Origin of the sequence: Vibrio sp. V04_P4A5T148, from assembly GCF_963875605.1 — a bacterium.
In the GTDB taxonomy this organism is placed as follows: Bacteria; Pseudomonadota; Gammaproteobacteria; order Enterobacterales; family Vibrionaceae; genus Vibrio; species Vibrio anguillarum.
Genome location: NZ_CAWNMS010000025.1, coordinates 38,429 through 61,208, shown reverse-complemented (window position 1 = coordinate 61,208; position 22,780 = coordinate 38,429). Strand labels below are relative to the sequence as shown.

Annotated in this window: 21 protein-coding genes and 1 riboswitch; of the genes, 10 read left to right on the top strand and 11 right to left on the bottom strand. The window is 47.1% G+C overall.

The features are described 5' to 3' along the window. Positions 1 to 3: 3 nt before the first annotated feature. A complete protein-coding gene (gene cysC / locus AACT18_RS03775) occupies positions 4 to 621 on the top strand; it encodes an adenylyl-sulfate kinase (protein ID WP_047690501.1) in 618 nt (205 codons plus the stop codon). Between the two features lie 42 nt (positions 622 to 663). On the opposite strand, the gene AACT18_RS03770 is transcribed toward cysC, so the two are convergent. The 8 genes from AACT18_RS03770 to msrA all read right to left on the bottom strand — a co-directional run bounded on the left by AACT18_RS03770 (position 664) and on the right by msrA (position 6,926). Then, positions 664 to 1,563, bottom strand: a complete 900-nt coding sequence (locus AACT18_RS03770; protein WP_017049183.1) for a TIGR03899 family protein — start codon at positions 1,561 to 1,563, stop codon at positions 664 to 666. Positions 1,564 to 1,858: 295 nt separating this feature from the next. Further along, on the bottom strand, positions 1,859 to 2,359 hold the full coding sequence (locus AACT18_RS03765) for a DUF3299 domain-containing protein (RefSeq protein WP_094124716.1): 501 nt from the start codon (positions 2,357 to 2,359) through the stop codon (positions 1,859 to 1,861). A 9-nt stretch (positions 2,360 to 2,368) separates the two neighbouring features. Next, the gene (locus AACT18_RS03760) at positions 2,369 to 3,628 is read right to left on the bottom strand and encodes an ABC transporter permease (RefSeq protein WP_017046979.1); all 1,260 of its coding nucleotides are present in this window, start codon (positions 3,626 to 3,628) and stop codon (positions 2,369 to 2,371) included. Continuing rightward, positions 3,625 to 4,341, bottom strand: coding sequence for an ABC transporter ATP-binding protein (locus AACT18_RS03755; RefSeq protein WP_013855948.1), 717 nt, complete (start codon positions 4,339 to 4,341; stop codon positions 3,625 to 3,627). The genes AACT18_RS03760 and AACT18_RS03755 overlap by 4 nt, the downstream gene beginning before the upstream one ends. A gap of 69 nt (positions 4,342 to 4,410) precedes the next feature. Next, entirely contained in the window at positions 4,411 to 5,106 is a 696-nt protein-coding gene (gene zrgA, locus AACT18_RS03750; protein ID WP_176428339.1) for a zinc uptake protein ZrgA, read from the bottom strand. Between the two features lie 81 nt (positions 5,107 to 5,187). After that, positions 5,188 to 5,481: a DUF2607 family protein gene (locus AACT18_RS03745; RefSeq protein ID WP_081245139.1), complete on the bottom strand. Its 294-nt coding sequence runs from the start codon at positions 5,479 to 5,481 to the stop codon at positions 5,188 to 5,190. 140 nt (positions 5,482 to 5,621) lie between these two features. Then, on the bottom strand, positions 5,622 to 6,173 hold the full coding sequence (locus tag AACT18_RS03740) for a YtfJ family protein (protein WP_026027808.1): 552 nt from the start codon (positions 6,171 to 6,173) through the stop codon (positions 5,622 to 5,624). 114 nt (positions 6,174 to 6,287) lie between these two features. Further along, a complete protein-coding gene (gene msrA / locus AACT18_RS03735; RefSeq protein ID WP_088729165.1) occupies positions 6,288 to 6,926 on the bottom strand; it encodes a peptide-methionine (S)-S-oxide reductase MsrA in 639 nt (212 codons plus the stop codon). A gap of 167 nt (positions 6,927 to 7,093) precedes the next feature. Between msrA and tamA the strand changes: the two genes are divergently transcribed. Genes tamA through AACT18_RS03720 form a run of 3 tightly spaced genes read left to right on the top strand, consistent with a single transcriptional unit; the run spans position 7,094 to position 12,958 of the window. Continuing rightward, entirely contained in the window at positions 7,094 to 8,806 is a 1,713-nt protein-coding gene (gene tamA / locus AACT18_RS03730; protein ID WP_013855954.1) for an autotransporter assembly complex protein TamA, read from the top strand. Then, on the top strand, positions 8,803 to 12,600 hold the full coding sequence (gene tamB, locus AACT18_RS03725; protein ID WP_094124714.1) for an autotransporter assembly complex protein TamB: 3,798 nt from the start codon (positions 8,803 to 8,805) through the stop codon (positions 12,598 to 12,600). Before tamA ends, tamB begins: the two co-directional genes overlap by 4 nt. A gap of 10 nt (positions 12,601 to 12,610) precedes the next feature. Beyond that, positions 12,611 to 12,958 (top strand): gamma-glutamylcyclotransferase family protein, encoded by a 348-nt coding sequence (locus AACT18_RS03720; protein ID WP_170899297.1) that lies wholly within the window; start codon positions 12,611 to 12,613, stop codon positions 12,956 to 12,958. 234 nt (positions 12,959 to 13,192) lie between these two features. On the opposite strand, the gene ppa is transcribed toward AACT18_RS03720, so the two are convergent. Both ppa and fbp read right to left on the bottom strand, forming a co-directional pair. Then, positions 13,193 to 13,720 carry an inorganic diphosphatase gene (gene ppa / locus AACT18_RS03715; protein WP_010318803.1) on the bottom strand — a complete coding sequence of 176 codons (528 nt, stop codon included), beginning with the start codon at positions 13,718 to 13,720 and terminating at the stop codon, positions 13,193 to 13,195. Positions 13,721 to 13,897: 177 nt separating this feature from the next. Then, positions 13,898 to 14,908, bottom strand: coding sequence for a class 1 fructose-bisphosphatase (gene fbp, locus AACT18_RS03710; RefSeq protein ID WP_013855958.1), 1,011 nt, complete (start codon positions 14,906 to 14,908; stop codon positions 13,898 to 13,900). A gap of 273 nt (positions 14,909 to 15,181) precedes the next feature. Between fbp and mpl the strand changes: the two genes are divergently transcribed. From mpl to thiQ, 5 genes are all read left to right on the top strand, one after another. After that, positions 15,182 to 16,540: a UDP-N-acetylmuramate:L-alanyl-gamma-D-glutamyl-meso-diaminopimelate ligase gene (mpl, locus tag AACT18_RS03705; RefSeq protein ID WP_064625920.1), complete on the top strand. Its 1,359-nt coding sequence runs from the start codon at positions 15,182 to 15,184 to the stop codon at positions 16,538 to 16,540. 27 nt (positions 16,541 to 16,567) lie between these two features. Further along, entirely contained in the window at positions 16,568 to 17,197 is a 630-nt protein-coding gene (locus AACT18_RS03700) for a flavin prenyltransferase UbiX (RefSeq protein WP_013855960.1), read from the top strand. 29 nt (positions 17,198 to 17,226) lie between these two features. Then, a riboswitch (TPP riboswitch) is annotated at positions 17,227 to 17,346 on the top strand. Positions 17,347 to 17,412: 66 nt separating this feature from the next. Next, on the top strand, positions 17,413 to 18,405 hold the full coding sequence (gene thiB, locus AACT18_RS03695) for a thiamine ABC transporter substrate binding subunit (RefSeq protein ID WP_094125404.1): 993 nt from the start codon (positions 17,413 to 17,415) through the stop codon (positions 18,403 to 18,405). A 13-nt stretch (positions 18,406 to 18,418) separates the two neighbouring features. Beyond that, complete coding sequence (gene thiP, locus AACT18_RS03690; RefSeq protein WP_094125403.1) at positions 18,419 to 20,014, top strand: thiamine/thiamine pyrophosphate ABC transporter permease ThiP; 1,596 nt, start codon at positions 18,419 to 18,421, stop codon at positions 20,012 to 20,014. Then, positions 20,008 to 20,712, top strand: a complete 705-nt coding sequence (gene thiQ, locus AACT18_RS03685) for a thiamine ABC transporter ATP-binding protein (protein WP_013855963.1) — start codon at positions 20,008 to 20,010, stop codon at positions 20,710 to 20,712. Before thiP ends, thiQ begins: the two co-directional genes overlap by 7 nt. Before the next feature lie 55 nt (positions 20,713 to 20,767). On the opposite strand, the gene yjgA is transcribed toward thiQ, so the two are convergent. Beyond that, complete coding sequence (gene yjgA / locus AACT18_RS03680; RefSeq protein WP_010318810.1) at positions 20,768 to 21,295, bottom strand: ribosome biogenesis factor YjgA; 528 nt, start codon at positions 21,293 to 21,295, stop codon at positions 20,768 to 20,770. Between the two features lie 108 nt (positions 21,296 to 21,403). Here yjgA and pmbA point away from each other — a divergent pair, with 108 nt between their 5' ends. Continuing rightward, a complete protein-coding gene (gene pmbA / locus AACT18_RS03675) occupies positions 21,404 to 22,747 on the top strand; it encodes a metalloprotease PmbA (protein WP_010318811.1) in 1,344 nt (447 codons plus the stop codon). Positions 22,748 to 22,780 lie beyond the last annotated feature (33 nt).

Here is a 22,780-nt window from a genome sequence, read left to right as displayed (position 1 = left end):
GTAATGAGTACGAATTTGGCCAATAAAGATGAAAATGTTGTCTGGCATCAGCATACGGTGGATAAGTCGTTCCGCGCCAATTTAAAACAACAACAGCCAGCAGTATTGTGGTTTACGGGGTTGTCAGGGGCGGGAAAATCAACCATTGCTGGTGCGTTGGAACAGCGTTTAGCTCAACTCGGGTATCACACCTATTTACTCGATGGGGATAATGTACGCCACGGCTTGTGCAGCGACCTTGGGTTCTCAGAGCAAGATCGGCGAGAAAATATTCGCCGTATTGGTGAACTCGCGAAGCTGATGGCCGATGCTGGGTTAATCGTGTTATCAGCCTTCATTTCACCGCATCGTGCTGAGCGTCAATTAGTGCGCGATATGCTGCCACAAGGTGAATTCATCGAAGTGTTTGTCAATACCAAGTTGGACGTGTGCGAGCAGCGCGACCCGAAGGGGCTGTATAAAAAAGCGCGCGCTGGTGAAATCAGTAATTTTACGGGCATTGACTCTGAGTATGAGTCGCCGCAAAACCCTGAGATCGATCTTGCGGCTGGCGAAAAAAGCATTGATGAGCTGGTGGAAATTTGCCTAACAGCGCTGCAAGTACGAGCGATTATCGCCTAATGTAGAAGAGGGCTCATCAGCTTGAGCCCTTTATTTTTGAGGCTAGACGGCGTGATGAAAAGAGCTGCTGGCAACTTCGGTGTGGACAGTGAATTTCTGGCTAAGCACCGCCAACATCTGATCGTAGTACTGCATATTCGGTTTATTACCCAGTAGCTTACACAGCTCATTGCCAGTGGGACTGAAACGGTAATAGAGCAGCCTTACCCCTTTACTCATCGATTGCAGTGACAGATTCTTGCCTTGATAGGTCAACAGCAGTGCCGGTTCAAGTTCAATTTCTCCAGATTCCAGTTCAGTGGCATGCAGTAAGCCAAGCTCGATCAGTACCAACAGGCTCGAATAGGGTAATTGGAAACTACCCATATTGATGACAAATGTGTTGATGCGTTTTCCTAAACTAAAAATACCGTTAGTAGCACGAATGCCGACCAACAGCTTGCGGCTGTTATCGCTGCCAAAACAGCAGGCTAACGCTGAGGCTTTTTGGAGTATCTGCGCCTCTTTTGGTGTCATGTCTTGTAATACTTGCAGTGCTTTCATTGAGGTTGAACCGGGGTTGGTCACCTCGCGTTTGAGCACTTGCGCCCAAAGTCGCTGCATCGAAGAGTTGTGGATGTCTTGCGCCATATCGAAAAAACGGTGTAACCAATCTTGATCAGGCTCTCCCGCGGTCTCATTTTTACAAGAGACATGCGCCAGTTTGACGATCTGCTCTAGGTTTTTTTGTCGCTGCTCTTTACGTTGCTGTTCTCTAAATAAGGCGCGATCAAGCGAGGTTTTTTCTGGCGGATCCGTTTGTAGCAGCGCATCTAAGCCGTGATATTGAGCAATATTCAAAATGCGACTACCACTGTCTTTGATATAGCTCGATTTTTTTTCGTGGCTTTGACCTGAGTTGGCTTGATGTTCAATCACTACAGGGTTGTTGGTATCTGCCATTTTATGTCCGCTTCAATCACCCATTTCATTCATGGATTAAAATGTAACGTGTAACGCATTTTCCATCTAGGAAAAACATTCGTTCTAGATCATAAATTTGCGCTATCCCTAATGATAATAACTTGTTAAAATTGTTATCGGAATTTATGGGGCGCTTATGAAGTGTTGGAAAGAAAATAGACTGAAAAAGCACCTATCGATTACTTTACTATTGTTGATATATGTCGCTTTGCTAGCGTATTTATCTAAATATATCGTTTAGTTTAGATGAATCAATAGGTTGCTATTTTGTTAACTACATGTCGTCGTATTCTTCGATCGCAGTGCCTTCGATCACATACGCTGTTTCGGCCAGATCGTGGCTAACACTTTCTGTTTTCAGTGTCCCAATCAGATAAATTACATCCCAGAGCTGCTGGATTGGAGCACCTTGCGGATATTTCACATAAATAATTTGGTTTGGTGGCGGTGGCGGCACGTGAATGCATGCGCCAAAGTAGGGCACCAGTAGAAACTCAGTAACGTTATTGGCGTCACCTTCCAGTGGGATCACAAAGCCGGGTATTTTGACCATGCTGCCATTGAGCTCTTTTCTAACCCCGCCGATTTTTGATTGTGCAGCCGTCATTTCGCCATCATGGTTCAATGCAGGCATACCATCGGCGTTGAATTGGTTACGTTCGCTCTCCGGGATCAGATCGATCCAATCGAGCGTCAGTACTTGTTCATTACTCTGTGCGTACATCGGTAACAAGCCTGATAGCAGCAGCATGCTGATAAGCAGTAGTTTTTTCATCGTTAAGTCCTAAATTCGAATGGTCATTCCATCGCTAAGTGATTGTCTATAGGCGCGTAGAGCAGGGATAACACCAATAATAATGCCAGCCAGCTGTACATAAGCTAATAATTGCCACTCATAGCCGCTTAAGGTGCTGAGTGTGATTTGAATGCCATAATGCTGCGCAATAAAAGGTTGCGCCAGTGCGAGCAGTGAATATAACCCCGCTAATCCAACGCAGATGCCAATGAAGGTCAGCGTCGTCGCTTCGCTGATAAGCAGAGCAAAAATATGTTTAGGTTGTGCACCCATGGCGCGCAGAATCGCCATTTCACGGCGTCTTTCCTGCAAGCTTGTCAGTAAGCTGCTGAGCATACCAAGTAACCCTGCCGCCACCACAAAGACCGACACCGCCATTAAAGCTTGTTCTGCTATTGACATCATACCCCACAGTTCTTGCAGAGCGACGCCGGGCATAATGGCGCTCAAAGGTTCTTGGCGATAGTTATTGATTTCACGTTGCAGTGCAAAGGTTTGAATTCTCGATTTTAAACCGATCAACATGGCGGTGATCTGCTTGGGTTGAAAGTTGTGTTGTTCAAGCTGCTCTTTGGATGGCGAATTGCCTAAATGCGCACCCGATTCCCAACCCACGTGAATGGCTTCAATTGCTTCTAATGAGACATGCACTGTTTTGTCTACGGGCGTTCCCGTTGGCGCTAAAATCCCCACTACTTTGAAAGGGAGGTTGTCGTGGCGGCTAAAACCCACATCGCTGATCCCATGCGCAATAATGATGTCACTGCCAATATGGTAACCTAAGGTTTCGGCGACATCTGAACCCAATACCGTTTCAAATAAACCATGAAACTCAGTGCCTTGAGAGAAGGTGAGTGGTTGCTTACTTCCATATTTGAAATGCTCGAAATAATGGTGATTGGTGCCCATAACGCGAAACCCTTGGTGTGAGTCACCCAAGGAAATGGGGATCGCCCACTTGACGCTGCGATGCTCACTGAAGGCTTGGTAGCTTTTCCAGTCGATATTATTGGTGGCATTACCAATTCTAAATACCGAATAGAGCAGCAAGTTGACTTGTCCAGAGCGGCCACCGACGATTAGATCCGTCCCTGAAATGGTGTTGGCAAAGCTCTCTTTGGCTTGAGTTCGAATGCGTTCAACCCCCATTAACAGAATGACTGAAATGGCAACCGTCAGAATGGAGAGTAGCGCTGTGGTTTTGCGGTTAAGTACGCTTTTCCACGCCAGATTGGTAATTACATTCATGCTGTCACTCCTGCCTGATTCAATTGAGGGAGGTAAACTGCGCGGTCAAATAAAGCTTCTAAGGTGGGATCGTGGCTCACAAACACCAGTGTTGAACCTGCCCGATTCGCCTCTTCCAATAGCAGTTCGATAAACGCGAGTCGATTGTCGTGATCCAGCGCCGAGGTTGGCTCATCAGCGATGATCAGCTTGGGTTCGCCAATCAGTGCTCTCGCCGCCGCGACACGCTGCTGCTGGCCAATACTCAGTTCGATAACCGGTTTAGTCAGTAGTTCAGGTGCAAGATGTAGGCGAGTGAGTAACTGTTTTGCTTTCTCAATCAGATCGCCTGCCACATTCTGCTTGCGAGTGCTGGAAAAATGGCAAGGTAGCGTAACGTTTTCAATCACTGAGAGATAAGGCAATAAATTAAATTGTTGGAAAATGTAGCCAATGTGATCGGCTCGAAAACGATCCCGTTGACGGGAAGTTAACGTCGACAGGTTGGTGCCTAAAATAGAGACCTCCCCTCGTTGTGCTTGGTTGATCCCAGTCAGTAAGCTCAGTAAGGTCGATTTGCCACAACCACTTGGCCCTTTAATAAAAAGGTGCTCTCCACGTTTTACACAAAGATCTTGGATAGATAAGGCTGGTTGTGAGCTATTCGGCCAACGAAATTCGACCTCTTTCAATTCAATGACAGACGTCAGCGATAGAATATGCAAATCACTCATTGTGAATTCCTTTAACGACAGTGAACCTAGAGTAAGTATGTGCTTACTCCAGGTTGTTGCTTATACGCCTTAAAACGTAATGCGAGTGCTGTTTGTTTTCAACTCAGAGGCAGATTGTGCTTTGTCCGTCAGTACATTGGCAGAGATAGTTTGGGTATTTGGGAACAAGTTAAACCATTGCGTGTCGAGGTACTGCAATTGCGGCATGTTATCGCAGTGATATTGGTACTGAATCGTGAATTCACCGTGACCACTGTGCTCGCCTTCATCATGCACATCTTTTTTATGGTCATGGTTTGCGTGTTGAGCATCTTTATCTTGATGTTTATCATCATGTTTTTCATGATGGTCGTGGTCGTGGTCGTGGTCGTGGTCGTGGTCGTGGTCGTGGTCGTGGTCGTGGTCGTGGTCGTGGTCGTGGTCGTGGTCGTGGTGCTCACCATTTAACGTATGCGCGATACGACTTTCTTCTAAATGACACTTGGCCGGAGCGGGCAGTTGGAAAATGCCATCGGCGTGGCTGAACTGCTCAAGGACTTTATTTAAGCGCTGTTGTTGTTCATCATTTTGTGGTGCATGTTCAAAGCCGACTACATCAGCGCCGGGGGCGGTGATTTCAATCAGTAAATCTTGCCCATCTTGAGCAATATTGAACTCGACGTGGCCATGTACATGAGCCTCATGTTGGCGAAACTCTTCATTTGCCAGTGCTGGCGTGCTTAAAATTAGGCCGATAGAGAGAGCGAGTTTACGTTGGATAAACATTGGGTGATTCCTTTTAAACATCAAAATAGCCCTTAGCGCGTTGGCTTTGGGTAACAAATCATAAATAACTAGATAAGACGTCTAAAAGTGAGGAGGTGAGCGAGCAAGATAAGCGTAATGAACTGAGGGGCGACGCTGAGTTTTCTCTACTGATGATCGAATTTCGCTGCCACAAACGGCAGGAAGGATAGGCAGCGCACTGCTTAGACCATTTTGAAAGCCAGAAAAAAGTTGGCAATGATGCTGCGCGTGATGCGCAGGATTAGTATCGAGGTGATGATCTACATAAGCGACATTCAACCATAGCATCAGCAGCATGGCACATAATGCAATGCTTTGAGCTCGGTAATGGGGGCAACGTAGACGGGTAAACATCAAACCAATACAGTAGTAAAATGATAATTGTTATAATATAACAATATTGTGAGAATAAAGCGTACTCTTATTTTTATAAAAGCACCTTTCACCACGATATGTTTAGCAAAGGCAGCCGTGTTATCGGCCACCTAAGGTTATTATAAATTCTGTTTGATCAAGCCTAAAACCGTTTGAATTTCCTCATCACTCAATGCACCTTCCTTAACAAACAGTACCTTACCTTGCTTATCTTGAACGATGATCGCTGATGATTCCTCTTTTAAATCCCACGCTTTGGCTACATTTCCCGCTTCATCTAGCACCATGGAAGACCACGGAAACTCTTTCTTGCTGTCTTGAGCGGAAGATTTGACAAACGATCCTGTGCCCCAAATCGCATCATCTTGGTTGATGATCGAGGTGGTTTGATAACTTTCTGCGGGAAATTGTGCGGCCGTAATGGCAGCCATCAATGGTGCATTTAACGCTTTAGCACTGCTGCGACCAGCAATGGCTTGAATGACGCGCACTTTGCCTAGCAGTTGGCTGGTATCCCAAGTTTGAAAGGCCGTTTTATCATCTTGTAGGATGATTTCACCATATTTTTCCACTGAAACATCAGCAACTTGCTGACCTTGGGTAATGTTGTGTGCCATGGCAAGCGCTGGACAGCAGGCCATTAGAATGGCGATCACTCGTTTACTTTTCATTGTAGGGGTCCCTTTTAGTTGAGCAACAAAGGTATAGCATAGAATCAATAAAACCACGAAAAGAGGCCATTAAGCGGTTAACAAAATTCTAACAAAGCCTCAATTCTACAGGCTTTATTCGCTGAGCTGGGGTGGGAAGCAGATGCCTGTTCCTCCTAACCCACAATAACCATTCGGATTTTTAGCTAAATATTGTTGATGATAGCTTTCGGCGTAGTAGTAAGGACCAGCGGGTGCAATTTCGGTGGTAATTAAGGCTCGTTGACTGGCTGACAACGCCTGCTGGTATCGCTGCTTTGAGGCTTGTGCTATTTGCTGTTGTTGTTCTGAATAGGTATAGATAGCGGAGCGATACTGAGTGCCTTTATCGTTACCTTGACGCATGCCTTGGGTCGGATCGTGCTTTTCCCAAAAATGACTTAATAGCTTTTCTAATGGTAAGCGCTGTGGATCAAAGATTACGCGTACCACTTCAGTATGGCCAGTTTCACCACTGCATACTTCTTCGTAAGTTGGGTTTGGGGTAAAGCCGCCGGCATAGCCTACTGAAGTCGACACCACACCATCGAGTTGCCAAAATAAGCGTTCAGCGCCCCAAAAACAGCCCATACCAATCACTATTTGTTGCTGATGCTCATTAGGCTGCTCAGTGATGTTGCTGTGGTTAACGTAATGAATTTCCTCCACTGACATAGGGGTTTCTCGTCCTTTCAGTGCTGTTTGTGCGCTGACCATTGTTTGTTTATTGAGCATGAGCTTTCCTTTTATGTACCGATTTTTGGCTTTATTTATTGTTGTTGAGTCACTGTTTCACATTCAGCCCGAATAATTGACTGATTTCATACAGACGGAGCTTGCTATTGGCGGTATGATTTCCATCCATTAACGATCTGTTTACTCAACTGTTCCTTTAATTAAGCATGAGACGAAAATCATTACCAGTTCTATTCACGATGCTACTTATTTCCACTTCGGCGTATGCCAAGGTGGCGTTAACCATTAATGGTTTAGAGGGTGAATTAGAAAACAACGTTGAAGCCTATTTATCGTCGATTCCAGAGAGCGACTATTCAACGCATCTTCGTTTTCAATCTCGTTTAGAGAAAAGCATGACGGAAGCGCTTGTCGCGCTGGGTTACTACCATCCTCAATTTGAGTTTGTGGTGGTGAGCGATGAGCAAGAGCTGATGGTCAATATCAATCCTGGACCGCTAACAACCATTAAAGAGATGGATGTGGTGATTAGCGGGGAAGCTGAATCTGATGCTGATTTTGCCAATCTCATTAACCGCAATGCCCTTAAAGTGGGCGCGGCGGTTAATCATGGCCAGTACGATGCTTTGAAATCGGGTATCCGTAACTTAGCGTTGCAAAAAGGTTATTTTAACGGGAATTTTGAATTAAGCCGTTTGGAAGTTGCGCCAGAGTTGAATGAAGCTTTCGTACGCCTTCATTTTAACAGTGGTATTCGTTACCATTTTGGTCCTTCGCTCATTACTGGCAGCCAAATTGAAGATCAGCGAGTTCGCTCGCTTCAGCCCTATAAAACCAATGATCCTTACCTTGTTTCCAAGGTAGGGGAATATAACCAAAACTTATCCAATACCGATTGGTTTTCCTCTGTTTTTGTTGAACCCGATCTTAGCCAACTGGAGAACGGTCGCGAACTGCCGATGAAGGTTTCCCTTGCACCGCAAGCTCGAAATCAGCTTGAAACCGGTTTAGGTTACTCAACGGATGTGGGAGTGCGTGGTTCATTCAAGTGGAAGAAACCTTGGGTTAACAGCCTCGGCCACAGTTTTGATAGCAGCTTCTCCCTTTCTGCCCCAGAGCAGACCATTACCGCTGGCTACAAAATACCGCTAGAAGATGTGCGGCGTGAATATTATCGAATTCAGTATGGAATGAAGAATGTCGATAACCGTGATACGAAGAGTTTGGAGTCTAACTTATCGTTTGAACGCCACTGGCTGCGTGATGGTGGTTGGCATCGAACCCTATTCGTTCGTTATTTGATAGAAAACTACGAACAAGGTTTGCAAAGCGATGTCGGCCAGTTTGTATTACCGGGAGCGACCTATTCTCGTACGCGTGTTCGTGGTGGTTCAATGCCGATGTGGGGCGATAAACAGAGCATCACACTTGAGTATGGCGATCCAAATTTCGTCTCTGAAACGCGTGTGGTGCGGTTGTTGGCGGGCACGGCTTGGATACGCAGCGCTGGGCAAAACCACCGTGGTTTATTGCGTTTAGACGGCGGCGCAAACTTCAGTGAAGAGTTTGACAAACTCTCGCCTTCTCTGCGCTTCTTTGCTGGTGGCGATAACAATTTACGAGGGTATAGCTATCAATCTATCTCACCTAAAGATGCCAGCGGCGCACTGACTGGGGCCAAATACATCGCCACCAGTTCGTTGGAGTATCAATATCGCTTGGTTGGAAATTGGTGGGGCGCACTGTTTGTCGATTACGGCGATGCCTTTAATGACTCACCGGATTGGAAAACCGGTGTGGGAGCCGGGATTCGCTGGGCTTCTCCGGTTGGACCGATCCGCTTAGATTTTGCATGGGGGCTTGACGCTAATCCCGGCGATGAATTTCAGCTGCATTTCACCTTGGGGCCTGAACTATGACCAAAGTGATGTTGAAGATAACCAAATGGGCATCGGCGATTTTATTCACCTTGTTGGGCGCGGTATTTATTGCACTCGCAGCCTTGTTGTTTACCAATACAGGGCTTAACGGTCTGTTGTGGGGAGCACAAAAAGCGCTGCCACAACTGCAGGTTGCCAGCGCTCAAGGTGCAATTTTTCCACGTTTCACGCTCAACCAAGTCACCTTTTCCGATGAAGCATTAAAGCTCGATCTCGATGTGCAGCGCGTGACATTAGCCATAAGTGCTAGCTGCTTATTGGAGCCTTCAATTTGCTTAAATGAACTTGCGATCAGTGGATTAAGGCTGGCACTGCCAGAGCTTCCCCCTTCGACGCAAGGTGAGCCTTCGTCTGCCTCTGATCCCATTACGTCAATCTCTACACCGGTGCCAATTAAGGTTGGCCGTGTGGAGCTCAATGATATTCAGCTGGATATTTTGGGTAATACGCTGGCATGGAAGCAATTTTCTACTCATGCCTCATTTCAAGGTAATCGCTTACGGATTGGCAAAACCAGTTGGAGCGATATTCAACTGAAGCTTGCGACCAATGAAGATGTCGATTCAGCCTCAAGCGCACAATCTAAATCCACTCCATCCACAACCGTATCATCGACGGCGGCACCTGCGGTGAAAACGCCCATCACCTTGCCAGAAGTGATCATTCCGCTGCAATTGGAAGTGGAGCGTTTTGATATCAATCAGTTTACTCTTCAGCAAGCTGAGCCTTTGGTTGTCAAGCATCTTGGTTTGGTCGCCAATGCTTATCAGAGCAGTGTTTCATTAAAATCACTTGAGCTTGAGCTGCCACAATTGATTGCCAACCTAAAAGCTGATGCGCAGTTGAAGGGAGACTATCCGCTCAATCTCTCTTTAAAAAGCACGCTCAAAGTGGCCGAAGCTCAGGGGCAAACACTGGCGCTAGAGGCTTCGGGTAGCTTGGGTGATTTAACGCTCAACGCGAAATTGGGCGGGCTTGCGCAAGCAAACTTAAATGCGCAATTGGCGCTACTGCAACCTGAGATCCCGTTTGATATTTCGTTGGATGATGTTCAAGCACAGTGGCCATTGATTGGGCAAGGAGACTATTTTGTTCGCGTGCCGAGTTTAAAAACTCAAGGCTCACTCGACGGATATAGCGTGGCGCTCAATGGCCAATTGCAAGGTAAAGATCTGCCCGATGTGACGCTGGATGTTGCTGGTAAAGGCACTTTACAGCAAATCAACTTAGATTCTTTGCTAATCGACACCTTAGGGGGGCAAATTGCTGGCCAAGTGATGGCCAACTGGCAAGCCCCAATTCACTGGCAAGCGGCGCTGAATTTAGAACAGATTCAGCCGGGATTACAGTGGCCGCAAGCCGAAGGCGTGATCAGCGGTAAGCTCGAAACCACGGGTGAGCTGACCGAGCAGGGCGGTTGGAACGTTGCGCTGCCTATTTTGGATATTGAGGGTGTGTTGCGTGGCTACCCACTGAATATTGAAGGTCAATTAAACGCATCAGATATGACAGGGAAAGGCGCTTTTACTGTGTCGACCAGCGGCTTAACGTTAGCCCATGGACCCAACCAGATTACGGCCAAAGGTGAGCTGGATAAAGAGTGGCGTATGGGCTTATCGGTTGATTTTGCTGATCTGGTGAAAAGTGTTCCTGATTTGCACGGCAAAGTGATTGGCGATATTTATCTGCGTGGTGATTTACAGCAGCCACAAATCAAGCTGCGCCTCAATGCAAATGATCTTGCTTGGCAGCAACAAGCGACCTTAAAGCAGGTGACTTTAACTGGTGATGTTACGCCACTTCCTGTGCCACAAGCCGAAGTGAAATTGCAGGCGAGCCAGTTGAGCTACCAGCAGCAGTTAGTTGATAGTGTGGACTTGCGTTTTTCAGGCACGCAGGCGCAGCATCAACTGAGCTTAGACGTCATTTCAAATCTGATTTCAACCAGCTTGGCGATCAGCGGATCTTTTGAAGATAAGCCGACGATGCAGTGGCAAGGTGCGCTGGAACGAGTACAACTGTCCACAGAACAAGGGCCGTGGCTATTAAACCAAGCGACACCTGTTGCGGTTAATATCGAGAAACAACAAGCTACGATTGCCGCGCATTGTTGGCAGCAAGAGGGAGCATCGCTCTGCTTAGATAAAGATGCGACTGTGGGGCAAAGTGGCGCGGCCGAGCTTTCTCTCAACCATTTTGATTTTCAGCAAATCGCAATGTTTTTACCGCAAGAGACTCAACTTAAAGGCCAAGCCGATGTCAGTCTCACAGCTCAATGGGCGCCCAATACTGCGCCTCAAGCGAAAGTGTCACTCAGCTTAAGCCAAGGTGCAGTCACGCAGCACATCGACCAAGCCATTACTTTAGGTTGGGATAGCGTCACTATTGAAAGTACGCTTGAACAGAACAAGCTGTTTGCTCGTTGGCTAGTGGATGTGACCGATAATGGCGATCTGTCGGGGCAAATCACCATTGCGGATCTAATGGCAAAAGAAAAAATGATGGATGGCGCATTAACGCTTTCCACTTTTAATATTGATTTTCTACAGCCGCTGCTTGGGGATTATAGCCAAGCGAAATCGAAGATTAGCAGTCAACTTGCCTTCAGTGGGCCGATGTTGCACCCGAAAGTGATAGGCAGCGTGGTGGTGGATGACATTGTCGTCAAAGGCGATATTTCGCCGCTGGATGTTACCTCGGGCCGAGTGGCGATGGACTTTAATGGTTACCAAGCCTTGCTCAATGCTGCGATTCAAACTGCGGATGGCGAGTTGAGTATCAAGGGGGATGCCGACTGGCAGAAAATGGAGCAGTGGCGTGCCAACCTGCGTGTGTTGGCCGATGAGCTATTGGTGGATCTGCCGCCTATCGTCAAGATTAAAGTTATCCCAGACATGAGCATCACATTGGAGCCTCAGCTGGCAACCGTGACGGGGAATATTAACCTGCCTTGGGGACGTATCGTGGTAGAAGAGTTGCCTCCGAGCGCGATTGGTGTCTCCAAAGATCAAGTGATATTGGACGCAGCTTTACAGCCTGTCAGCGAGCAAAGCGCCATGCCATTTAACGTTGAAACGAATGTAAACATCTCGATTGGTGATGATTTCCGGCTCAGTGCCTTTGGTTTGCAAGGCGGCTTGATTGGCCGCCTCAATGTGGCGCAAAAGGATAAAGGCCCTTTTATTACTGGAGAGGTAAATATCCAAAATGGTTCGTATCGATCCTTTGGACAAGATTTGCTGATCCAAGAAGGCAAAATTTTAATGAATGGACCGGTTGATCAACCTTATGTTTCGATTAAAGCGGTGCGCAACCCAGATAACACACAAGATGGCGTGATTGCAGGGGTAAAAGTGACCGGCTCTGCCGATGAACCCGTAGTCTCCATTTTTTCAGAACCCGCGATGCCACAAGCCAATGCACTTTCTTACCTACTTCGTGGTCAGAATATTGATGGCGAGGCGGGTGGCAATGCGATGACCACTGCACTAATTGGTTTGAGCTTGGCACAAAGCGGTAAGGTGGTGGGCGAAATTGGTCAAGCCTTCGGTGTGCAAGATCTGCAATTGGATACGGCCGGTTCCGGTGATGATTCACAAGTGACGGTAAGCGGCTATATTTTACCGGGGCTACAAGTGAAATATGGTGTTGGTATTTTCAGCTCGGTGGGCGAATTTACCGTGCGTTACCGCTTGATGAGGGATTTGTACGTTGAAGCGGTATCCGGCTTAGATAGCGCGGTGGATCTTTTGTATCAGTTTGAATTTAACTAGGGACAGTCATATGCAACATCTGGTTTTTGTCTACGGCACATTACGCCGTGGTGAAAGTAATGCGCATCTGCTTGAGACAAGCGAAATGTTAGGATCGTTCTACACGCCAGCTGACTATGCGCTGTATGATCTAGGTCCATATCCTGGCTTGGCTCAGGGACAGCAATCGATAGTTGGTGAGGTATATCGAGTGGATGAGCAAACACTAGCAAAACTCGATCTTTTAGAAGATATTCCCATCGAATATCGCCGTGAAACGATCGAAACCCCATTTGGCCGTGCGTGGATTTATCTCTATCAAGATCACAGCCGTCTTACTGCTGTGATTAATTCTGGAGACTGGTGCCAACGGGTTTAACGAACGGCGTTGAAAATGGAAATAAAAAAGCCACACCGCATATTAGCAGGATGTGGCTTTTTATTTATAACGACACTTATACCCTTCCTACTTGAAGCTGCAGCGGTGTTGGCTACGTTCGTTCACCCCAATCACATAGTTTGCCTATGCTCATGGGGACTCACTCACTTGCCGCCTACCTGCAACTCCAAGTTGTTTGGGTATATAACTATCGTGACTGTTTAATTATGGTGGCTATTTTTGGGCGCGTTCAAATGAAGTCAGGATTTCAGCTCGCGCGGCAGCGGCATCTTCCCATCCATCGACTTTGACCCATTTGCCCGCTTCAAGCTCTTTATAGCGTTCAAAGAACTGTGTAATTTGCGCTTTCAGTAGTGCTGGCAGGTCATTTACGTCTTGAATGTGGTCGTACTCTTTGGTGAGCTTGGAGTGAGGAACCGCCACCACTTTGGCATCTTCACCAGACTCATCGGTCATCTTCAATACGCCAACTGGGCGGCAGCGAATCACCGAGCCTGGCATGAGCGGGTAAGGGGTGGGCACCAACACATCGACAGGATCGCCATCGAGCGATAAGGTGTGATTCACATAACCGTAGTTGCATGGGTAGAACATAGGTGAAGACATGAAACGGTCCACAAATACCGCGCCAGATTCTTTGTCGACTTCGTATTTGATTGGGTCGGCGTTGGCTGGAATTTCAATCACCACGTAAATATCATCAGGCAGTGATTTTCCTGCCGGAACGTTGTTTAAGCTCATTTAGCATTTCCTTTTTCGTCGCTGGACTTGAATTGTTTTGGGTTGATTAACAGAACGTAAACGCTTGTGTTGCAACTTTAGCGGTAAATAGGAAACGGTGTAAACCGTAAAAAGAGAGTCTTGCCTCATATTTATCGATAAAAAAAGCGCCTAGAGTTAGGCGCTCATTGAGCTGATTTAATCGCGATTGAGTTCCAAGAACTCTTCCAATTTATGGACCATATTTTTTGAACCGCAGAAGAATGGCACACGTTGATGCAGTTCTGTCGGCTTAATATCCAACACGCGATTGACACCGTCAGAAGCAATACCGCCTGCTTGTTCAATCAAAAACGCCATAGGATTGCATTCATACAATAGACGCAGCTTGCCGTTTGGATGGCTTTGCGTGCTTGGGTATAGATAAATCCCACCTTTGAGCAGGTTACGGTGAAAATCCGCCACTAGCGAACCAATGTAACGTGACGTGTAAGGGCGATTATCTTCAGGCACATTCTCTTGGCAGTATTTAATGTATTTTTTGACGCCAGTTGGGAAGCGGATGTAGTTACCTTCATTGATGGAGTAAATTTTACCATCATCGAAGGTCATCATATTGGGGTGTGAAAGATAGAAGGTGCCGAGTGACGGGTCATAAGTAAAGCCATTCACGCCGTTGCCAGTGGTATACACCAACATGGTTGAAGAGCCGTAAATAACATAACCAGCCGCAACCTGTTTATTACCGGGTTGTAAGAAGTCTTCTTGTGTTGGTGGCGTGCCGACTGGCGATACGCGGCGATAAATAGAAAAAATCGTGCCGACAGAGACATTGACATCGATGTTGGATGAGCCGTCCAGCGGGTCCATCAACACCACGTATTTTGCATTTTTGTTGAGCTCTTTGCTGAACGCAACCGCTTCATCTTCTTCTTCACTGGCGACACCACATACTTGATCGCGCGCTTCAAGCGCCGCTTTAAATTTTTCGTTGGCGTACACATCGAGTTTTTGTTGTTCTTCGCCTTGAATATTATCCGTACCAACTGCACCGGTAATATCAGCAAGGCCTGCTTTGTTGATTTCTCTATTAACAATTTTTGCCGCAAGACGAATAGAGGACAACAGAGATGAAAGATCACCGCTTGCGTGGGGGAAGTCATGTTGTTTCTCAACAATAAACTCGCCAAGAGTGCGAATCTCAGACATGTTATTTCCTTAACATAGCTATATAGGGGGGGAGTGATTGTTTCACAACGCATCCTCTTGTTGGGATGTCGGCCGAAACGAGGCACCCATTTGATAACGTTTGGGTAACACTGCGATTTTAGGGCTTAGATCTTTTTAATGGTAATGAAGTAACAGATTGAGATCTCAATTTGTTTGTCGACTTTTTAGAAGTTGCAAACATGCTCGCTTTTCTTAAATGGATGGTGATAATGGAGACAATCACTCACAACGCCATGTGCGAGGCTAGGATTTATGCATATTCACATTCTTGGGATTTGCGGTACGTTTATGGGCGGTGTTGCCGTTTTAGCGCGGCAATTAGGTCATAAAGTTACCGGCAGCGACGCCAACGTTTACCCACCGATGAGTACGTTATTGGAGTCTCAAGGTATCGAGATTATCGAAGGCTTTGACCCTGCCCAATTAGAGCCCAAGCCTGATTTGGTGGTGATTGGCAACGCCATGAGTCGCGGCAATCCGTGTGTTGAATATGTGCTGAACCACAACTTGCGTTACACCTCTGGCCCGCAATGGTTGCAAGAGTTCCTGTTGCATGACCGCTGGGTCCTTGCGGTGGCTGGTACACACGGTAAAACCACCACGTCGAGCATGTTGGCGTGGATCTTAGAAGATTGCGGTTACCAACCGGGCTTTTTGGTGGGAGGCGTACTTGGCAACTTTGGTATTTCTGCGCGTTTGGGCGAAAGCATGTTTTTTGTGGTTGAAGCCGATGAATATGACAGCGCTTTTTTCGATAAGCGTTCTAAGTTTGTCCATTATCACCCACGCACTTTAGTGTTGAACAACTTAGAGTTTGATCATGCGGACATTTTTGACGATCTTGAAGCGATTAAGCGCCAATTTCATCATCTAGTGCGTACTGTTCCGGGCAATGGTCGTATTTTTGCTCCGCAAAAAGAGCGTGCATTAGCGGATGTTCTCGCACGTGGCTGCTGGAGCGAAACCGAGTTTACCGGTGAGCAAGCGCAGTGGAAAGCTGAAAAAATCACGCGTGATGGTTCGCAATTTGATGTGTTCTTTGACAATGAACGCGTGGGGCGCGTAACTTGGGATTTGGTTGGCGATCATAATGTCGATAACGCCTTAATGGCGATTGGCGCGGCGCGTCACGTGGGGGTCACTCCAGATTTAGCCTGTCAAGCTTTGGGCAAATTTATCAATACCAAACGTCGTTTAGAGCTCAAAGGCGAAGTGAACGGTATTACGTTGTATGACGATTTTGCTCATCATCCAACGGCCATTGAACTTACTTTGGGTGGTTTACGTAACAAGGTAGGCGATCAGAAAATTATCGCGGTTTTAGAGCCTCGTTCGGCTACGATGAAGTTGGGTGTACATAAGCAAACTTTAGCGGCGTCATTACAGCAAGCCGATTCAGTTTATCTCTATCAGCCGAACAATCTTGCTTGGTCGGTGCAGGATGTAGCTGATCAATGCTCACAACCAGCGCAAGTGAATGATGATATTGATGCTTTCGTCGCGCAAATTGCGCAGGAAGCCCAGCCGGGCGATCACATTTTGGTGATGAGCAATGGTGGCTTTGAAGGTATTCATAACAAGCTTCTACTTGCATTAAATCAAGCCATGTAATGCCAGCGACAAACGAAATAGAGAGTTATGACAACACAACAGAAAGCCATCACTTTAGCCTTTACTGGCGCTTCAGGTGCTCCTTACGGACTTCGTCTGTTGGAGTGTTTATTGGCTGCAGATTACCGAGTGTATCTGCTGATCTCTTCGGCCGCGCGCGTTGTGCTTGCAACCGAGCACGGTTTGAAGTTGCCCAGTGGGACTGAGGCAGCCAAAGCAGCGTTGGTGGAACATTTACACTGCGATGCCTCACAGCTTGTCGTGTGCGGCAAAGAAGAGTGGTTCTCTCCAGTGGCTTCGGGCTCTGCTGCGCCAAAACAGATGGTGGTGTGCCCATGTTCGGCAGGCAGCGTTGCGGCGATTGCCCATGGCATGTCCGATAATTTGATCGAACGTGCTGCCGATGTAGTGATGAAAGAGCGTGGCCAACTGGTGTTAGTGGTGCGCGAAACTCCGTTTTCCACCTTACATTTAGAAAACATGCTCAAGTTGTCGCAAATGGGCGTCACCATTATGCCCGCAGCCCCCGGTTTTTATCATCAGCCGCAGTCAATTGAAGACTTGGTCGATTTTATGGTAGCGCGTATTTTGGACCATTTAGGCGTTGAACAAGGGCTTGTGCCGCGTTGGGGATATGACTCACGCCCAACGGTGTAGCTTATTGCGTTAATTCCAATTACAATCCACCTCACTCAACGGGGAGCAAATCATTCATCTCAATGAATGCTGCTGAGATCAAGCGTGAGCTTGGGACCCGTAAACCTGAACCAGATAATGCTGGCGTAGGAATTGGGTTAGGATCTCAGAATAGGAATAATGGAATATTCTCATCCTCCTCAAGCCTGTGCCGCTCAACCAAGGAGAGCGACCAGTTGAACACCACTCTTAATACCATTGCACTTGCCACCATCACCTCTTTTTCAGCGCATGCCGCTGACAATATCCTTACCGTTTATACCTATGACTCGTTCGCATCAGAATGGGGCCCGGGACCGGCGATTGAAAAAGCATTCGAAGCACAATGCGCTTGCGAGCTTCAGTTTGTGGCACTCGATGATGGGGTATCGATCCTAAACCGTTTGCGTCTTGAAGGTAATAACAGTAAAGCAGACATCGTACTCGGTTTAGATAACAACTTAATGGCCGAGGCCAAACAGACTGGCTTATTGGCAGATCATAATGTCGAGACGGGCCAAGTCACGCTACCCGGTGGTTGGAGTGATGAAACATTTGTTCCTTATGATTACGGCTATTTTGCCTTTGTTTACAATAAAGAGAAATTAGCAAACCCACCAAAAAGCTTAAAAGAGTTGGTAGAAAAGCGCGATGATCTTAAAGTGATTTATCAAGATCCGCGAACTTCAACACCCGGTCAAGGCTTACTGCTGTGGATGAAATCTGTCTATGGTGAGAAAGCCAATTTAGCATGGCAACAGCTCGCCAATAAGACGGTGACAGTCACCAAAGGTTGGTCAGAAGCCTATGCGATGTTTCTAAAAGGTGAGTCCGATCTGGTGCTCTCTTACACCACCTCTCCAGCTTATCATTTGATTGCGGAAAATGACGCTAAGTACGCGGCTGCCGATTTTGCCGAAGGACACTACATGCAAGTGGAAGTCGCTGCGAAAGTAAAACACAGTGATAACGGCAAATTGGCCGATGAGTTCATGCACTTTATTTTAAGTGATCAATTTCAGTCGGTGATGCCAACCGGAAACTGGATGTATCCTGTGACGTCTGTCGCGCTACCGAAAGGTTTTGAAACGCTGGTTGTGCCACCAAAGGCGCTTACCTTTAGCGCACAAGAGGTGTCTGAGATGCGTAAAGCGTGGATCCGTGAGTGGCAAACCGCCTTAACGTTTTAAGGTTCGATAAAGTTTGAATGCTATTCCTAAAATAGGCATTGGGGTTGCGATGCTTGTCGCGACCCTTGTCATCAGTGCGTTGGTGGCGTTACTGTTACAAGCACCCAGCTTAAATGTGATGCACGTATGGCAAGACCCGTATTATCGCCATGTTACTCAATTTAGTTTTTACCAAGCCAGCTTGTCGATGCTGCTCAGTGTTGGTTTCGCGGTTCCTGTTGCTCACGCACTTTACCGTCGTCGATTTTGCGGACGTGCACTGCTGATCAAATTGTTTGCAACGACCTTAGTGCTTCCGGTGCTGGTGGGCGTATTTGGTTTGTTGGCCATTTATGGTAATAGCGGTCTGCTCGCCTCGCTGCTCGCGTGGTTTGATAGCAAACTGCCGTTTTCCATTTACGGATTAAACGGTATTTTACTGGCGCATCTGTTTTTTAATCTCCCGTATGCCAGCCGTTTATTGCTGCAAGCGTTAGAGTCGATCCCGGCTGAACAACATAAGTTATGCGCGCATCTTGGCATGAGTCATTGGCACAAATTTCGTTGGGTTGAATGGCCGCGTTTGCGTCAGCAGCTTCCTCATGTCTGTGGTTTGGTGTTCATGCTCTGTTTTACCAGTTTTGCCACTGTGATGGCACTTGGCGGCGGTCCTAAATCAACCACGATTGAGCTGGCGATTTATCAGGCGATCAAATTTGATTTTGATTTACAAGCCGGCGCGCTGCTTGCGCTGTGGCAGATGTTGTTATGCGGAATGTTATCTCTGTCTATTTCACGCTTAGCGAAGCCGTTAGCCATCACAACAGGGCGTCAAGCGAGTGATTATGTGGTTAGTCGAGACAATCGAAAAGCGCAATGTTGGGACGGCGCATGGATCTTCCTTGCCTTGCTGTTAGTACTTCCGCCGCTGGTGATGGTCATCTTGAGTGGTTTAAATTCGCAGCTTTTTCACGTCTTGAGCGATGAACAATTCTGGCGTGCGCTTTGGGCTTCACTGCAAGTGGCGTTATTGGCAAGCGTGGTTGCTGTTTCGGCTGGGGTTGCCATACTCATCACGACTCGCGCTTGGCGCCTGCAGCAGCACAACCGTAAGGCGGACCAACTAGAGTTGATTGGCGCGATTATTTTGGTCACGCCTGGGCTTGTGATCAGCACCGGGCTTTTTCTGTTGCTGCGTATCTGGACCGATGCATTTAGCCTAGCGTATTGGGTGGTTTTTTTCGTCAATGGCTTAATGGCATTGCCATATGTGTTGAAAACATTGGCGCAACCTATGCTGCATATCGCGCAGCAATATCAATGGTTATGTGCCAGCCTTGGCATTAAAGGGTGGCAGCGTTTGCAAGTGATTGAGCTGCGTGCGTTGCGTAAACCCTTAGCGCATGCCTTTGCGATCAGCTTTTTGCTCTCAATGGGGGATTTAAGTGCGATTGCTCTATTTGGTAGCCAAGAGTTTAGAACCTTACCGCTTTACCTGTTCCAACTGCTGGGCAGTTACCAAATGCAAGCGGCGGCGGTGGTTTCCCTTACGCTGTTGCTACTCAGTGTGGGTTGTTTTGCCCTCATTGAGCGGTTATTTCACTCATATTCAAAGGTAAAGCAATGTTAGAACTCAAGGCCGTACACTATGAGTATCAACAGGAGTGGTTTGAATTTTCGCTCTCTGTACCGCGAGGGGCGATTCTCTCTTTGATGGGGCCAAGTGGCGCGGGCAAGTCGACTTTACTGAGCTTAGTTGCGGGCTTTATTGCACCGAAAAGCGGCGATATCCAAGTGCAAGGGCAATCCTTACTTGGGCAGGAGCCACACTTGCGTCCTTTTTCGATGCTGTTTCAAGAGCACAATCTTTTTGCCCATCTCACTGTGCGTGAAAATATTAGCCTTGGGTTACATCCGGGGCTGAAATTAACCACTTCGCAAAAGGCATTGGTTGAGTGTGCCGCGCAGCAAGTGGGTTTGGCTGCGCTACTTGATCGCTTGCCTGAGCAGCTCTCAGGGGGGCAGCGTCAACGAGTTGCTCTGGCGCGCTGTTTTGTACAACCACATCCTATCTGGCTGCTGGATGAGCCTTTTTCCGCCTTGGATCCGCTACTCAGAGAAGAGATGCTGCTTTTGGTTAAGCAGTTAGCCGCAGAAAGAGAGATCACTGTAGTGATGGTGACGCACCATATCAGTGATGCCAAAGCGATTGCGAGCCATTTTGCGTTTATGGCTCAAGGACATGTGTTAGTGAGTGATCGCATTGAGGCACTTTCCGCGCAACACGCAGACGCGCAGCTCAGTGATTTTGTGCGTGCAGGGGAATAAAAAAAACCTCACACGTTTCGGTGAGGTTTTTGCGTCTAATCAGCATTATGACAGGTTAAACTGACTTATCGTTATGCTCTCTGAGCACTTGGAAAATCTCTCGTGATGCTCTTGGTGGTTTGCTGTTGGCTTTCTCTTTATTTGCTTGACGCGCTAATTGGCGCAGACGTTGACGATCCATCTCTGGATAGAGTGCCATCGCATCTTCAATCGCGCTGTCACCTTTCTCCACAATACGATCACGCATCTGTTCGAGCTTATGCAGCATGGCGGTATTTTGTGAATGCTTGTTACGCAGTTTATCCAATGCCGCTTGAATCGGTTCGGCATCGATGGTACGCATCATTTTTCCAATGTATTGCAGTTGGCGGCGTCTGGCTTCCATGCTAAAACGCTGAGCATCTTTGATGGCATCCATCAAATCTTCAGACATCGGAATTTTTGCTAACTGAGACGGCTTCAGAGCAACCAACTCTTCACCCAGTTTTTGTAGCTCAGTCATGTCGTTTTTCATTTCGGTTTTGCTAACCCAAATGATCTCCTCTTCTTCTTCCCAAGGAGCTTTTTGATTCTTACGCGCCATTTTCTTCATCTATTGAGTTATGTATGTCAGCTATTTTAGCAAGAATCGTGGGGAGAAAGCGAAATTCTTGTTATCCTAATGACATTGTTTGCTAATAATTGATGAGATATGGACGTAAAACAACAAGTTGCTCAGCAGCGCATCGAACTTGAAGCGGCGGTTGCTAAGGCATTAGAGATGGCTGCGCTCAGTTCTGATGCTGCCGAAGTGGCGATCACCAAAAGTACCGGCCTGAGTGTTTCGACGCGAATGTGTGAAGTTGAAAACGTAGAATTTAACAGTGATGGGGCATTAGGCATCACTGTGTATCGTGGGCAACGTAAAGGCAGTGCGTCGACGTCAGATCTCAGTGAAAAAGCAATTGCGCAGACGGTCGCTGCAGCGCTTGATATTGCGCTTTACACTTCTGAAGATCCTTATGCAGGCCCTGCACCTAAAGAGTTAATGGTGCGAAATATTCCTGATTTAGATCTCTTCCATCCGGATGAACCTAACCCGGACATGGCCGCTAAAATTGCCATTGCTGCAGAAGAGAAAGCGTTAGCTTACAGCAACAAGATCAAACAAAGTGATGGCGCAAGTTATGACAGCCATTACGGTGTGAAAGTGTATGGTAATAGCCATGGTTTGCTCGCGAGTTATGCCTCTAGCCGTCATAGTATTAGCTGCTGCGTGATCGGTGAGGGTAAAAATGGTGAGATGGAGCGTGATTATAGCTATACCGTTGCACGTCACCGCGACGATTTATGGTCGCCAGAGCTGGTCGGGCAACAAGCTGCAGAAAAAACCATCAGCCGTTTAGATGCAAAAAAACTGAAGACGGGCAAAGTTCCGGTGATGTTTGCCGCAGATGTAGCGACAGGTTTGATTGGCCATTTGGTGATGGCGATCAGTGGTGGCAGCTTGTATCGTAAATCTTCCTTTTTACTTGATAAGTTAGGCGAGAAAATTTTACCCGATTGGTTCAATATTGCCGAAAAACCCCATGTATTACGTGCGTTGGCATCAAGCCCATTTGATAGTGAAGGGGTATTTACTCAAGACCGCCAAATCATTACTGATGGCGTGCTCTCGACTTATCTTCTGAGCAGCTATGCCGCTCGTAAAATGAAGATGACTCCAACTGGTCACGCGGGTGGCATCCATAACTGGTATGTTCAATCCACAGGGCAAAATTTTGAGCAGATGCTCAAAGCGTTGGGTACAGGTTTGTTAGTCACTGAAGTGATGGGCCAAGGTGTTAATGCAGTGACAGGTGATTATTCGCGTGGCGCCGCTGGTTTCTGGGTTGAAAACGGTGTGATTCAATACCCTGTATCTGAGATTACTATCGCGGGTAATTTGAAAGATATGTTCCAGCAAATGGTGGCGGTAGGGAGTGATGTCGAAACACGCTCGCAAATCCAAACTGGGTCTATTTTACTTGAATCGATGAAAATTGCGGGCGAATAATCGCTTAAGCTGAATATGAAAAAGCTTGGTATA

Excerpts from the sequence above, each read along its gene's own strand:
- yjgA (WP_010318810.1), bottom strand. The coding sequence starts at position 21,295 with ATGGCGCGTAAGAATCAAAAAGCTCCTTGGGAAGAAGAAGAGGAGATC.
- AACT18_RS03745 (WP_081245139.1), bottom strand. The coding sequence starts at position 5,481 with ATGTTTACCCGTCTACGTTGCCCCCATTACCGAGCTCAAAGCATTGCA.
- tamB (WP_094124714.1), top strand. The coding sequence starts at position 8,803 with ATGACCAAAGTGATGTTGAAGATAACCAAATGGGCATCGGCGATTTTA.
- AACT18_RS03770 (WP_017049183.1), bottom strand. The coding sequence starts at position 1,563 with ATGGCAGATACCAACAACCCTGTAGTGATTGAACATCAAGCCAACTCA.
- thiQ (WP_013855963.1), top strand. The coding sequence starts at position 20,008 with ATGTTAGAACTCAAGGCCGTACACTATGAGTATCAACAGGAGTGGTTT.
- pmbA (WP_010318811.1), top strand. The coding sequence starts at position 21,404 with ATGGACGTAAAACAACAAGTTGCTCAGCAGCGCATCGAACTTGAAGCG.
- AACT18_RS03740 (WP_026027808.1), bottom strand. The coding sequence starts at position 6,173 with ATGAAAAGTAAACGAGTGATCGCCATTCTAATGGCCTGCTGTCCAGCG.
- mpl (WP_064625920.1), top strand. The coding sequence starts at position 15,182 with ATGCATATTCACATTCTTGGGATTTGCGGTACGTTTATGGGCGGTGTT.
- cysC (WP_047690501.1), top strand. The coding sequence starts at position 4 with ATGAGTACGAATTTGGCCAATAAAGATGAAAATGTTGTCTGGCATCAG.
- ppa (WP_010318803.1), bottom strand. The coding sequence starts at position 13,720 with ATGAGCTTAAACAACGTTCCGGCAGGAAAATCACTGCCTGATGATATT.
- AACT18_RS03720 (WP_170899297.1), top strand. The coding sequence starts at position 12,611 with ATGCAACATCTGGTTTTTGTCTACGGCACATTACGCCGTGGTGAAAGT.
- AACT18_RS03760 (WP_017046979.1), bottom strand. The coding sequence starts at position 3,628 with ATGAATGTAATTACCAATCTGGCGTGGAAAAGCGTACTTAACCGCAAA.
- AACT18_RS03755 (WP_013855948.1), bottom strand. The coding sequence starts at position 4,341 with ATGAGTGATTTGCATATTCTATCGCTGACGTCTGTCATTGAATTGAAA.
- fbp (WP_013855958.1), bottom strand. The coding sequence starts at position 14,908 with ATGTCTGAGATTCGCACTCTTGGCGAGTTTATTGTTGAGAAACAACAT.
- AACT18_RS03765 (WP_094124716.1), bottom strand. The coding sequence starts at position 2,359 with ATGAAAAAACTACTGCTTATCAGCATGCTGCTGCTATCAGGCTTGTTA.
- AACT18_RS03700 (WP_013855960.1), top strand. The coding sequence starts at position 16,568 with ATGACAACACAACAGAAAGCCATCACTTTAGCCTTTACTGGCGCTTCA.
- tamA (WP_013855954.1), top strand. The coding sequence starts at position 7,094 with ATGAGACGAAAATCATTACCAGTTCTATTCACGATGCTACTTATTTCC.
- zrgA (WP_176428339.1), bottom strand. The coding sequence starts at position 5,106 with ATGTTTATCCAACGTAAACTCGCTCTCTCTATCGGCCTAATTTTAAGC.
- msrA (WP_088729165.1), bottom strand. The coding sequence starts at position 6,926 with ATGCTCAATAAACAAACAATGGTCAGCGCACAAACAGCACTGAAAGGA.